The sequence below is a fragment of the Streptomyces sp. RKND-216 genome (assembly GCF_004795255.1).
Classification (GTDB): Bacteria; Actinomycetota; Actinomycetes; order Streptomycetales; family Streptomycetaceae; genus Streptomyces; species Streptomyces hazeniae.
Genome location: NZ_SSBQ01000002.1, coordinates 1,400,733 through 1,412,738 on the forward strand (window position 1 = coordinate 1,400,733; position 12,006 = coordinate 1,412,738).

The 12,006-nt window shown below is 73.2% G+C and carries 10 protein-coding genes; 3 read left to right on the top strand and 7 right to left on the bottom strand.

Annotation, left to right across the window (positions count from 1 at the left end; translation table 11 throughout):
• Nucleotides 1–22 precede the first annotated feature (22 nt).
• The 5 genes from E4198_RS06005 to E4198_RS06025 all read right to left on the bottom strand — a co-directional run bounded on the left by E4198_RS06005 (nucleotide 23) and on the right by E4198_RS06025 (nucleotide 5,318).
• Entirely contained in the window at nucleotides 23–883 is an 861-nt protein-coding gene (locus E4198_RS06005; RefSeq protein ID WP_136182254.1) for a methyltransferase domain-containing protein, read from the bottom strand.
• An 88-nt stretch (nucleotides 884–971) separates the two neighbouring features.
• On the bottom strand, nucleotides 972–1,895 hold the full coding sequence (locus E4198_RS06010; protein WP_168711376.1) for a carbohydrate ABC transporter permease: 924 nt from the start codon (nucleotides 1,893–1,895) through the stop codon (nucleotides 972–974).
• Complete coding sequence (locus E4198_RS06015) at nucleotides 1,892–3,007, bottom strand: sugar ABC transporter permease (protein ID WP_136182255.1); 1,116 nt, start codon at nucleotides 3,005–3,007, stop codon at nucleotides 1,892–1,894. Before E4198_RS06015 ends, E4198_RS06010 begins: the two co-directional genes overlap by 4 nt.
• Entirely contained in the window at nucleotides 3,004–4,239 is a 1,236-nt protein-coding gene (locus tag E4198_RS06020) for an extracellular solute-binding protein (RefSeq protein ID WP_136182256.1), read from the bottom strand. The genes E4198_RS06015 and E4198_RS06020 overlap by 4 nt, the downstream gene beginning before the upstream one ends.
• A 32-nt stretch (nucleotides 4,240–4,271) precedes the next feature.
• Nucleotides 4,272–5,318 carry a LacI family DNA-binding transcriptional regulator gene (locus tag E4198_RS06025; protein WP_136182257.1) on the bottom strand — a complete coding sequence of 349 codons (1,047 nt, stop codon included), beginning with the start codon at nucleotides 5,316–5,318 and terminating at the stop codon, nucleotides 4,272–4,274.
• A gap of 116 nt (nucleotides 5,319–5,434) precedes the next feature.
• Between E4198_RS06025 and E4198_RS06030 the strand changes: the two genes are divergently transcribed.
• A complete protein-coding gene (locus tag E4198_RS06030) occupies nucleotides 5,435–7,543 on the top strand; it encodes a glycogen debranching N-terminal domain-containing protein (protein ID WP_136182258.1) in 2,109 nt (702 codons plus the stop codon).
• A gap of 343 nt (nucleotides 7,544–7,886) precedes the next feature.
• Here E4198_RS06030 and E4198_RS06035 read toward each other — a convergent pair whose 3' ends face one another.
• Nucleotides 7,887–8,798, bottom strand: a complete 912-nt coding sequence (locus tag E4198_RS06035) for an aminoglycoside phosphotransferase family protein (protein WP_136182259.1) — start codon at nucleotides 8,796–8,798, stop codon at nucleotides 7,887–7,889.
• Nucleotides 8,799–9,172: 374 nt separating this feature from the next.
• Nucleotides 9,173–9,838, bottom strand: a complete 666-nt coding sequence (locus tag E4198_RS06040; RefSeq protein WP_247597865.1) for an N-acetylmuramoyl-L-alanine amidase — start codon at nucleotides 9,836–9,838, stop codon at nucleotides 9,173–9,175.
• 119 nt (nucleotides 9,839–9,957) lie between these two features.
• On the opposite strand from E4198_RS06040, the gene mnmA reads away from it, so the two are divergent.
• Together mnmA and E4198_RS06050 are read left to right on the top strand one after the other, a co-directional pair.
• A complete protein-coding gene (gene mnmA / locus E4198_RS06045; RefSeq protein ID WP_281727963.1) occupies nucleotides 9,958–11,145 on the top strand; it encodes a tRNA 2-thiouridine(34) synthase MnmA in 1,188 nt (395 codons plus the stop codon).
• 23 nt (nucleotides 11,146–11,168) lie between these two features.
• Complete coding sequence (locus E4198_RS06050; RefSeq protein WP_136182260.1) at nucleotides 11,169–11,984, top strand: thioesterase family protein; 816 nt, start codon at nucleotides 11,169–11,171, stop codon at nucleotides 11,982–11,984.
• Nucleotides 11,985–12,006: the final 22 nt, after the last annotated feature.

A 12,006-nucleotide genomic window follows, 5' to 3' on the forward strand; every position in this document is an offset into this window, starting at 1 on the left:
CGGCGGCCGGGGGCGCGTCCGCTCAGCCCGCCCTGCGGGCCACGACCAGCAGGTACTCCAGTTCGTAGCGGGCCGGTTCGCCGGGGCGGCCGCGGTTGGTGCTCCGGGCGTACTCCAGGTAGTCGCGGTCGAGTTCGGCGGTGCGCGTCGGGTCGTCGGCGAGACCCCGGTAGACGTTGATCACCGGGCCGAAGTTCTCCTTGTAGAACGCGCACATCGCCTCCGGGTCCTCGAACGGACCGCTGGTGATCACCTCGCGTGAGGTCTCCACCGCACGCGCCCGGCCGCCGAGCATCCGGCGTACGTGCTCCTCGGTGCCCCAGAGCAGCGGTGACTCGGCGTCCGGCGGGGGCGGTGGCGCGTACGCCCCGAGGGTGCGGAAGAACCGGCCGATGGTGCCCTCGGGCGTCCAGTTGATCATCCCGATGACGCCGTCGGGGCGGCACACGCGCAGCATCTCGCCGGCGGCGGCCTCGTGGTGGGGCGCGAACATGGCACCGACCGCCGAGGTGACCACGTCGAACGCGCCGTCCTCGAAGGGCAGCGCCTCCGCGTCGGCCTCCCGCCACTCCAGCGTGAGGCCGCGGGCCTCGGCCTCCTGCCGGCCGGCCGCCAGCAGTGCGGGAGTGAGGTCGGACGCGACCACGTCGGCGCCGGCCTCGGCGGCCCGGAGCGCCACGTTGCCCGTGCCGGCGGCCACGTCGAGCACGCGCATGCCGGGCCCGATCCCGCAGGCGCGGACCAGGCGCGGACCGAACTCGTGGATGACAGTGCGAACGATCTTCGGATAGTCGCCCAGGGCCCACATCTCGCGGTGCGCCGCCTTCATCGCCCTGTCGTCGACGGGGGCGGCGGCCGCTCCCCTGGTTCCTCCGGTGGTCATGGCTCCTCCTTGGCCGAGGGCCCCTCCTCTCAGCCTGGCACCTGAGCCGTGGGCGGCAACCGGAGGAGACCGACCGGCGCCGCCGGGCTCACTGCTTGACGGCTCCGGCGTTGGCGCCGCGGATGAAGTGCCGCTGGAAGAAGAGGAAGAGCAGGGCCACGGGAATCGTGGACAGCAGCGCCGCGGCGAGCTTGAGCGGGTACTGCGTGCCCTGTCCCAGCCCCCCCGCGACAAAGCGTGCGAGGCCGGTGGTGAGGGTCTCGTACTCGGGGGACTGGGTGGCGGCGAGGAAGTGGGTGAACTCGTTCCAGGACCCCTGGAAGGACAGGATGGTCAGCGTGATGAGCGCCGGGCGGGCCATGGGCAGCACGACGGACCAGAAGGTGCGGACGACGCCCGCGCCGTCGATCCGGGCCGCGTCCTCGATCTCGCGCGGGATGGACGTGAAGAACTGCTTCATGATGAAGATCCCGGCCGCGTCGGCCATCAGCGGCACGATCATGGCGAGGTAGCTGTCGAAGATGCCCAGCGTGTTGAACACCAGGAACTTCGGGATGAGCAGGACGACGCCGGGCACCGCCATCACCGACAGCAGCGCGGCGAAGAGCAGCGAGCGGCCGCGGAAGTCGAGCCGGGCGAGGGCGTATCCGGCCGCAGAGTCGAACAGCACCCGGCCGGCCGTGACCAGCAGGGTGACGACCACCGAGTTGCCGAGCCAGCGCAGGAACGGCACCCCGTCGACTCCGCCCAGCCCGAACAGCCGCCGGTACGCGTCCAGGGTCGCGGCGCCGGGGATCAGGGACAGCGGGTCGGCCGCGGCCTCCGGGGTGGTCTTGAAGGAGGTCGCGACCTGGACCGCGAAGGGGAAGACGTACAGCAGCGCGCCCAGGGTGATCAGCAGGTAGCCGGCCAGGCGCAGCGGCCGTCCGGAGGTGCCGCGGGCGACGGGGCGGCGGCGGGGGGCGGCCGCCGCCGGGCGCGTACGGAGGCGGGTGGGGGTGTCGGTGCTCACCGGGTGCGGCTCCTCTGCTTCCGTGTCGTCCCTTCCGCGTCCCGGTCGCGCAGCACGTACCGCTGGAGGGCGGTGAAGACCAGGATGATCGCGAGCAGCAGGAAGGCGATGGCGGCGCCCTTGCCGTACTGCGCGTTGTCGAAGCCCTCGGTGTAGGAGAGGTAGGCGGGTGTGAGGGTGGTGTTGGCGGGGGCGCCCTGGCTCATCACGTACACCTGGTCGAAGACCTGCCAGGTGGCGATCAGTCCCAGGGTGAGGACGAGGAAGGTCACCGGCCGCAGGGCAGGCAGGGTGACGTGCCGGAAGACGCCCCAGCGGCCGCAACCGTCGATGCGGGCGGCCTCCTCAAGCTCGGCGGGAACGTCCTGGAGTGCGGCCAGGAAGATCAGCATGAAGGTGCCTGAGGTGGTCCAGACGGCGAGCAGGATGATGGTGGTCATCGCGACCGAGGGCCCGGCCAGCCAGTCCCACCAGCTCAGTCCCAGCACCTCGTTGCCGGCCAGCGCCTGCGGCGGGCGGGCGGCGTCGACGAGACCGAGGCCGTCCAGGACGACCCAGGTGAGGCCCCGGGCGTCGGTGAACCAGTTCGGTCCGTCCACACCGACGTGGGAGAGCACGGTGTTGACCGCTCCGCTGCCCTGGAAGAGGAACAGGAAGATGGTCGAGATGGCGATGGAGCTGGTCACCGACGGGAAGTAGAAGGCCGTCCGGTAGGCGCTCTTCGCCTTCAGCACGCGCTGGTTGACCGCGAGGGCGAGGCCCAGCGAGACGACCGTCTGGAGCGGGACCACCAGCAGGACGTAGAAGAAGTTGTTGCGCAGGGACGTCATCAGCTGTTCGCGGTCGAGGCCGTCCCGGGCCAGCAGGTCGGCGTAGTTGTCCAGGCCGACGAAGTTCTCCGTGCCAGTGAAAGGGTTGGACTGCCCGTCCCAGTCGAGGAGGCTCACCCACAGCGCCATCAGGATCGGCGCCAGCAGGAAGAGACCCAGCACGGTGACGGCCGGGGTGACGAACAGCCAGCCCCACAGGCCCTCGCGGCCGCGGCGGCCGCCGTTCCGCCCTCCGGGGAGCGGGCCGGAACGGCGGGCCGACGGGGTGGTGAGCGCGCTCATCGGTCGGCCAGCGCCTGCTCACCGTTGCGCTGCAGCTCGGCGAGGATCTTCTCCGGGTCGCCGGTACGCAGGCCGGCCAGGTCGGTGTCGAATTGCTGGAGCACCTTGGCGAACCCCGGCAGCGTCACCGGCCCTTCGGCGTACCCGGTGCCCGCGACGAACGCGCCGCTCTCCGGGAACGCCGTCCCGTACTCCCCCAGCGCCTCGGTGCGCGAGGGCATCACGCCGAACGCCTCGGCGAACGTCATCTGCTGGTCCGGGGCGGTCAGGGCCTCCACCAGGTCGACGGCTGCCTCGTGGTGGGCGCTCTTCTCGGCGACGCCCCAGCAGGTGCTGAAGGAGAGCGTGCCCTGGCCCTCCGGGCCCCCGGGCAGCTCGACCGTCCGGTAGTCCAGGTCCGGGTAGTCGTTGCGCAGCGCGCCGGTCAGCCAGTTGCCCTCGATGGTCATGGCCGCGCGCTCCTTGCCGAACGCCTCGCCGCCCCAGCCGGAGTCGACCTGCTTGGAGTACTTCAGCGAGCCGCTGCGCAGCATGTCCTTGACGTAGGTCAGGGCGCGCAGATTCTCCGGGGTGTCGGCCGCCATCTTCTGCTGCCCGTCGTCGGTGATCCAGCCGCCGCTCTGCCGCATGAAGGCGCCGACCCGGTTGTAGGTCGGGTCGAAGACGAGGCCGGTGACGTCGCCCTTCGTCAGCTTCCCGGCGACGTCCTCCAGTTCCTGCCAGTCGGTGGGAACGTCGTCGTCGGTGAGCCCCGCCTTCTTCCACAGGTCGTTGTTGATCGCGAGGGCGAGCGTGGAGGAGTCCTTGGGCACGCACACCAGCTCGTCCTCGTGACTGAACGAGGCGCGCAGTCCCTCGACGAAGCCGTCCGCCTCCACCTGGTCGCCGTAGGCGTACAGCGAGCCGCCGTCGGCGTAGTTGGCGAACTGGTCGGAGGTGACGTAGAAGACGTCCGGCGGCTCGCCGCCCGCGAGGGCCTGCCCGAGCTGCTGGTTGAGGTCCTGCGCCACCTGGACCCTGACCTGGTGGCCGGTCTTCTTCTCCCAGCGGGCGACGGCCTTCTTGAGGGAGTCGGCCTCGGCGTCGGTGGAGGCGGCGATCATCATCGCCAGCTTCTGCCGGGCCGAGTCGTCCTGCGCGGTCTTCTCGCTGCTGCCGAACTGCGATCCGCAGCCGGAGAGGACGAGCGCGGCGCCGGTGAGCAGTGCGGCGGTGCGTATCGGGGGTCGCATGGGTCTTCCTCCGTCACAGGGGGGTGGGCGGTTCAGGCGGTGGGAGGCGCCGGTGAGCTGTCGCGCACGACCAGTTCGGGCGCGACCAGCGCGTGCCGGTCGGGGGCGTCGGGTTCGCCGATGCGCTGCAGCAGGAGCCGTACGCACTCGCGGCCGAGGAACTCCAGCGGCTGCCGCAGGGTGGTCAGGGAGGGCCGCAGCAGCGGGGCGAAAGGGGCGTCGTCGAAGCCGACGACGGCCAGCCGAGCGGGCGGTTCGCCGCGTGCGTCGAGCGCGCGGTAGCAGCCCATGGCCAGAGAGTCGCTGGCGGCTACGACGGCCGTGGCCGGGGTGTCGTCCAGCAGCCGGTGCGCCGCGTCGGCCGCGGCCTCGATCGAACCGTCCGCCCGGGCGCGCAGGCCCTCCGACGGCAGTCCGTGCCGCTCCAGGGCCTCGCGCCAGCCCCGCGCGCGGTCGTCGCCGACACCCGAGCCCTCGGGCCAGCCGAGGAACGCGATGTGCCGGTGCCCCCGCGCGACGAGATGGTCGACGGCCGCGGTCGTGCCGTGCGCACCGTCCACGTCCACCCAGTCCCCGGCGTCCCGGGTGCCCCAGGCGCGGCCGAACGCGACGAACGGGATTCCGCGTTCGTGCAGCCAGCTCTGCCGCCGGTCGCCGACCACGGTGTTGGTCAGCACGAAGGCGTCGACCGAGTCCTCGCGGAGCAGTTCGGCGTAGGTGCCGGTCTCCTCCTCGCCGCCGGGCGAGGGGAAGAGCAGCACCCGGTAGCCGGCGTCGTCGAGGCTTTCGGTGAGGGCGTGCAGGAAGCGGTCCAGCACCGGAGTCGGCACGGCGGCGGCCACCGGCCGCACGGCGTACCCGATGAGCCTGCTCGACCGGGTGCGCAGCGAACGCGCCGCCCGGTGCGGGCGGTAACCCAGCTCACGGATGGTGGCGTTGACGCGCGCCAGGGTCTCCGGGCGCAGCAGCTCGGGGGTGTTGATCGCATTGGAGACGGTCTGCCGGCTGACGCCCGCCCGTGCCGCGACGGTGGCCATCGTGACGGGTCCCCCGTCGCCCTTCACGTCGTCCCTCGGCATGCCCGGCCTCCTCGGTGGTCTGAATTGGATCGATCAAACCTCTTCCCCCATGCGTGGACGGGGAAATATCGTCAGGGCGGTTTGATCGATCCAATGAGCGAAGAGATTGGCCGCCGATGGACACCACTGTCAAGAGTCAGGCGCCCACGGGTTCCGGCGCCGCGACAGGACTGCAGCCCTTCCTGCACGACGCCTGCGTGGTGCTGGCCGCGCCCGCCGTGGCGCTCTCCCGGCCCGCCGGCGCCATGCGCTCCGGCGCGGACGGCTTCTTCCGCGGCGACCGCCGCTTCCTCTCCCGCCTGGTCGCCGACGTCGAAGGCGTGCCCCTGGCCCCCGTGCGCACCGGACACTCCGACGCCTCCACGGCCGCCTTCCGCACCGTGCTGCGCGGGGTCGGCGAGCAGACCGCCGACCCCGCCGTGACGCTTCGCCACACCCGCACCGTCCACCCCGAAGGACTCCGTGAGTCCTTCGAGTTCCACAACGCCGGTCCCCTCGACGTCACCGTGCCTCTGGCCCTCTCCCTCGACGCCGACTTCGCCGCCATGGACGACGTGAAGGCCGGCCGTCGGGCCGCGCCCCCCGGCGTGCGCCGCGCCGACGGCGCACTGCGCTGGCACTGGCAGGAGTGGGAGTCCCGCCTCACCTCCACCCCCGCCCCCGACTCCGTCGACGACGAGGGCGGCACCGCCGTCCGCGCGCACTACCGGCTGACGCTGCCGCCAGGCGGCCGTGCCCGCGTGGACCTCGACTGCGCGGCCGTCGACCGCGACGGCTTCCCGTTCGCCCCGGCCCCCACGCGCCGGGTGCCGTGGAGCCGGCCGCGGCTGCGCGTTCCGGACCACCGCTTCCCCCGCCTCCTCGACCGCTCCCTCGACGACCTCGCCGGCCTCCTGCTCACCGACCCCGAACACCCGCAGGACACCTTCCTCGCCGCCGGAGCGCCCTGGTTCCTCACCCTCTTCGGCCGCGACGCCCTGTGGGCCGCCCGCATGCTGCTGCCGCTCGGCACCGACCTGGCGGCCGGCACGCTCCGCACCCTCGCCCGCCGCCAGGGCACCCGCGACATCCCGGCCACCGAGGAGCAGCCCGGCAAGATCCTGCACGAAGTCCGCCGCACGTCGCAGCTGCTGGACGAGGGCACCACCCTCCCCCCGCTCTACTACGGCACGGTCGACGCCGGCCCCCTCTGGGTCGCCCTGCTGCACGACGCGTGGCGCTGGGGCCTCGCCGAGACCGAAGTGGAAGCCCTCCTCCCGCACGCCGAACGCGTCCTGGCCTGGATGGCCGAACACGGCGACGCCGACGGCGACGGCCTACTGGAATACGTCGACAGCACCGGCAAAGGCCTGGCCAACCAGGGCTGGAAGGACTCCGGCGACTCGATGCGCTGGCGCAGCGGCCGCCTGGCCGTCGCGCCGGTCGCCCTGAGCGAGGTCCAGGCCTACGCGCACGAGGCCGCGGTGGGCGGCGCGGCACTGCTGCGGGCGTTCGGACGGCCGGAGGCGGACCGCTGGGAGGCGTGGGCGGCCCGGCTCCGTGACCGCTTCCGCGACCGCTTCTGGCTCGACGACGCGCGCGGCCCCTACTGCGCGGCAGCGCTCGACGGGCAGAAGCGCCCCCTCGACACGGACACCTCCAGCCACGGGCACCTGCTGGGCACCGGGCTGCTCACGGAGGAGGAGAGCGGGCTGCTCGCCCGCCGCCTCGCCTCCCCCGAACTGGACTGCGGCTTCGGGCTGCGCACCCTGGAGACCGGCGCCACCGGCTTCAACCCGCTCGGCTACCACATCGGCAGCGTCTGGCCCCACGACACGGCCATCGCCGTGCACGGCCTCGCGCGGGCCGGGTTCCCGGACGAGGCCGACTCCCTGGTACGCGGCCTGCTCGCGGCGTCCGAGACGTTCGACGCCCGCCTGCCGGAACTGTTCGCCGGGCACGGCAGCGGCGTGGACACGGGGCCCGCCCCGTACCCGGCGGCCTGCCGGCCCCAGGCGTGGGCGGCCGCGTCCTCAGTCCACATGCTGCGGGCGCTGCTCGGGCTGGAGGCCGACGTCCCGGGCGGCACGCTCCGGGTGGCGGACTCCGTCGCGGAGTGCTGGCGTCCGCTGCGGGCCGAGGAGCTGTCCGTGGCGGGCCACGCGTTGTCGGTGGCTGTCGACGTGGGGGGTGAGGTGCGGGCCACGACGGCGGCCCCGGTTTCCGCCGCTTCTCGGCGGGGGTGACGGGGTGGGGGGTGTTGGGGCTCGGTGTGGGCGCGGGGCGGTGGCTGGTGTGTGGGGTGCGGGTCGGGGGCGTGGGCTGCGGTCCGGGCCGATGACCCGGAAACCCATGATTTACGGGCCGCGTTCTCGGCGAACAGAGGGCACGACTCGTACTTCGCGGCCCACACATCACGGGCAAGTGTTTCCGGGCGCATCGGCCCTGCCCTCCGCCCACGCCCCCTCACGTCCCACGCCGCCGCCCCCGGCCCACCCCCGTGCCCCTGGGGGACGGGTAGGTCGCAAGGGGCACCCGGCGCAGGACCGTACCCTCCCGCAGGGCGACCCGAGGCAGGAAGGTGGGCTCTCAGCCAGTCGTCGTGGTGAGGCGGCGCAGGGTGGCGTGGGCAGGCGGGCCCCAGGACGGTTTGCCGCCAGGACGGCCGTGGACTCCTGCGTCGCCGATCAGGATGCATACCAGAGCCCGCAGCACCGCCCAGCCGCGGGCGCGCCGCAGGGTCGCCGCGTCCGGGGTCGGCCGGTAGGCACCGTAGAACCGGTCGACGGCGCCGTCCGGCAGCAGCGCCCACGGAGCAGCGAGGTCGCAGGCGGGGTCTCCCGCGCAGAGCTCACCGAAGTCGATCACCCCGCAGAAGGTGCCGCCCGCGGTCAGGACGTTGGCCGGATGCAGGTCGCCGTGAATCCACAGCGTGGGCCCGTCCCATGCGGGCGCGGCGGCGGCGTCCTCCCAGATCGCGCGGACGGCGTCCGGCTCGGGGATCAGCCCCAGCCCGTCCGCCATAGCAAGATGCCGGGCGAACCCCTCCGCCAGGTCGGCCAGCGGACCTCCGCGGAGACCGACGGGGGCCCCGGCGGGAGCGGGCTTGTGTAGAGCCGTCAGGAAGGCGGCCAAGGAGTCGGCCGCACCGATTCCGTTCGTGGCGGGCGCACGGTCGGCAGGTTCCCCCGGCACCCAGGTGGTGACGATCCACGGCCGCGGAAACCGCTCGCAGGGTTCCCCCAGCCGCTGCGGAACCGGAGTGGGCAGCGGAAGGTGCGGGGCGAGAGCCGGAAGCCAGGCATGCTCCTTGCGCAGCAGCTCGTCCGCGGACTCCGTCGCCCAGGGCAGACGGACAGCCAGATCGTCCCCCAGCCGCCACAACTGGTTGTCCCAGCCCCGCGCCCCGAGCCGCACCGGCTGCCCGGCCAAGTCCGGGTGCTGCTCCCGAAGCAAGTCCCGGATCAGTCCCGCGTCGATGTCGATCTCCCCGTGTCCCATGCGGTGCGACCCTAGCGAGCCCCGGCCCGCAAGCGCTCACATCTCCCCCCGGGTCGCCCGGCGGGAGGGCACGGGACTGCGCCGGGTTCCCCTTGCGACCTACCCCTCCCCCAGGGGCACGGGGGTGGGCCGGGGGCGGCGGCGTGGGACGTGAGGGGGCGTGGGCGGAGGGCAGGGCCGATGCGCCCGGAAACACCTGCCCGTGATGTGTGGGCCGCGACATACGAGTCGTGCCCTCTGTTCGCCGAGAACGCGACCCGTAAATCATGGGTTTCCGGGTCATCGGCCCGGACCGCAGCCCACGCCCCCGACCCGCACCCCACACACCAGCCACCGCCCCGCGCCCACACCGAGCCCCAACACCCCCCACCCCGTCACCCCCGCCGAGAAGCCGTGGCGCGCCGTACGAGCGACAGGTACCGGTCCCAGTCCCAGTGCGGCCCCGGGTCGGTGTGGTCGGCCCCCGGCACCTCGTGGTGGGCGATGATGTGCTCCCGGTCGACGGGTATGCCGTACCGGGCGCAAATGCCGGCGGCGAGCTTCGCCGACGACTCGTACATCGCGTCCGTGAAACCCTCGGGCCGGTCGACGAAGCCCTCGTGTTCGATGCCGATGCTGCGCCGGTTGTACTCCATGTTGCCGGCGTGGTGGCCGACGTCGAGTTCCCGGATCATCTGCGCGACGTGCCCGTCCTCGGCGCGCACCACGTAGTGCGCGGCGGCGCCGTGTTCCGGGTCCTGGAAGACCTTGAGCGCCACGGCGTAGCTTCCCTGCACGACGTGGACGACGATTTTGTCGATCTCCCAGTCGTACGGGCGGTCGGCGAGGTTGTAGTTCTCCTCGGAGGCGGGCACCCATTCGGCGCCGGGGTGGTCGACGGCGCCGGGCTCGCGGTCGCGCTGGTTGCCGGGCATCCGCCACCACCACCGTTCGAGGTCCTCGTGGACGAGGTAGCCGGCGCCGCCGAGTGTCGCGGCGACGGCGCCGAGAACGACGGCGCGGCGACCGGGCCCGCGGCCGGGCCTCCGGCGGCGCTGCACGTGACGGCCGTCGGCGCGGCGGGGGGATCCGGACTGGGATTCTGTGGTGCGGCTCACGGCCGGAACAACGCGGACGGGACCCCGTTCGGTTCCACGGCGGGCCGTACCCTGGAGGGGTTATGGCTGACTCCCCCGCTGTCCCCACCGAGACCACCGCGCCGTCGAGGCGGTCCGCGCCGTCGAGCCGGACCGCGCCGCCGAGGCGGCTGAAGGTGCTGGCCGCCATGTCGGGCGGTGTCGATTCGGCGGTCGCCGCCGCCCGCGCCGCCGAGGCCGGGCACGACGTCACCGGCGTGCACCTCGCACTGTCGGCGAACCCGCAGTCGTTCCGTACGGGTGCGCGCGGCTGCTGCACGCTGGAGGATTCGCGGGACGCGCGCCGCGCGGCGGACGTGATCGGCATCCCGTTCTACGTGTGGGATCTGGCCGAGCGCTTCCGGGAGGACGTGGTCGAGGACTTCGTCGCCGAATACGAGGCGGGCCGTACGCCGAACCCGTGCCTGCGCTGCAACGAGAAGATCAAGTTCGCGGCGCTGCTGGACAAGGCGCTGGCGCTGGGCTTCGACGCGGTGTGCACCGGTCACTACGCGACGGTCGTGGTGCGGGAGGACGGCTCGCGTGAACTGCACCGGGCGAGCGACGAGGCGAAGGACCAGAGCTACGTGCTGGGGGTGCTGGACGAGCGGCAACTGGCGCATGCGATGTTCCCGCTGGGCGAGACGCTGACGACGAAGGACGAGATCCGGGCGGAGGCGGAACGGCGCGGCCTGGCGGTGGCCAAGAAGCCGGACAGCCACGACATCTGCTTCATCGCCGACGGCGACACCCGCGGGTTCCTCGCGGACCGGCTGGGCCGCGCGGAGGGCGACATCGTGGACGAGGCGGGGACGAAGGTCGGCTCGCACGAGGGTGCGTACGGCTTCACGATCGGCCAGCGCAAGGGCCTCAAGATCGGCCACCCGGCGGCGGACGGCAAGCCGCGGTACGTGCTGGACATCTCGCCGGTGGACAACACGGTCACGGTGGGGCCGGCCGCGGCGCTGGACGTGGCGGGTCTGACCGCGGTCCGACCCCGGTGGTGCGGGACGCCGCCGCGCGGTCCCGGCCGGTACACCGCACAGCTGCGGGCGCACGGCGGGGAGACGGCGGTGGCGGCGGAGTGCGCCGGGGACGAGCTGCGGGTGCGGTTCGACACGCCGGTGCGCGGCGTCGCCCCGGGGCAGGCGATCGTGCTGTACGACGGCACGCGGGTCGTCGGTTCGGCGACCATCGCCACCACCGAGCGCCCGGTTCCTACCCGCCGGTAACAACTGCGGTGTACGGTGCCCGCATGAGCCTCAGCGAGTTCGACCGGGACACCGCCGTCACCCCGCGGGAGCCGGGCGTGTACGACGCCGACCTGTCCGGCGGGTGGGCCATCGGGAGCGCCCTCAACGGCGGTTACCTGCTGGCGACGATGGCCCGTGCGCTCGGCGACACGATGCCGCACCCGCATCCGTTCACGGTCAGCACGCACTACCTGACGGCCACGGCGGCCGGACCGGCCACCGTGCGGGCGGAGACCGTGCGCGCCGGGCGCACCCTGTCCACCGGCGCGGCCTCGCTGTTCCAGACCGGCCCCGACGGCCGGGAGGTCGAACGCATCCGGGTGCTGGCGACGTACGGCGACCTGGCGACGTTGTCCGAGGACGTCCGGACGGCCGCGAAGCCGCCGGAGATGCCGCCGTACGAGCACTGCCTCGGGTCGGAGCACGCGCCGAGCGGATCGTCGCCGGTGATGGCGGACCGGCTGGACATGCGGCTGGACCCGGCCACGGTCGGCTGGGCGGTCGGCGCGCCGTCCGGAAAGGGCGAGATGCGGGCCTGGTTCTGCCTGGCGGACGGCCGGGACCCGGATCCGCTGTCGTTGCTGATGACGGTCGACGCGCTGCCGCCCACGGCGTTCGAGCTGGGCATCGGCGGCTGGGTGCCGACGGTCGAACTCACCGCGCACGTGCGGGCGCTGCCCGCTCCGGGTCCGCTGCGCGTGGCGCTGAGCACGCGGAACCTGGCCGGCGGCTTCCTGGAGGAGGACGCCGAGGTCTGGGACAGCGCGGACCGCCTGGTCGCCCAGTCGCGCCAGCTGGCCCGCGCCGTACGGGGCTGACACGCGCGCGGCCCCGCGCGTG

What these genes read in the sequence shown, in the direction of transcription:
- E4198_RS06005 (WP_136182254.1), bottom strand. Translation starts at nt 883, where the DNA reads ATGACCACCGGAGGAACCAGGGGAGCGGCCGCCGCCCCCGTCGACGAC.
- E4198_RS06015 (WP_136182255.1), bottom strand. Translation starts at nt 3,007, where the DNA reads ATGAGCGCGCTCACCACCCCGTCGGCCCGCCGTTCCGGCCCGCTCCCC.
- E4198_RS06020 (WP_136182256.1), bottom strand. Translation starts at nt 4,239, where the DNA reads ATGCGACCCCCGATACGCACCGCCGCACTGCTCACCGGCGCCGCGCTC.
- E4198_RS06025 (WP_136182257.1), bottom strand. Translation starts at nt 5,318, where the DNA reads ATGCCGAGGGACGACGTGAAGGGCGACGGGGGACCCGTCACGATGGCC.
- E4198_RS06030 (WP_136182258.1), top strand. Translation starts at nt 5,435, where the DNA reads ATGGACACCACTGTCAAGAGTCAGGCGCCCACGGGTTCCGGCGCCGCG.
- E4198_RS06035 (WP_136182259.1), bottom strand. Translation starts at nt 8,798, where the DNA reads ATGGGACACGGGGAGATCGACATCGACGCGGGACTGATCCGGGACTTG.
- mnmA (WP_281727963.1), top strand. Translation starts at nt 9,958, where the DNA reads ATGGCTGACTCCCCCGCTGTCCCCACCGAGACCACCGCGCCGTCGAGG.
- E4198_RS06050 (WP_136182260.1), top strand. Translation starts at nt 11,169, where the DNA reads ATGAGCCTCAGCGAGTTCGACCGGGACACCGCCGTCACCCCGCGGGAG.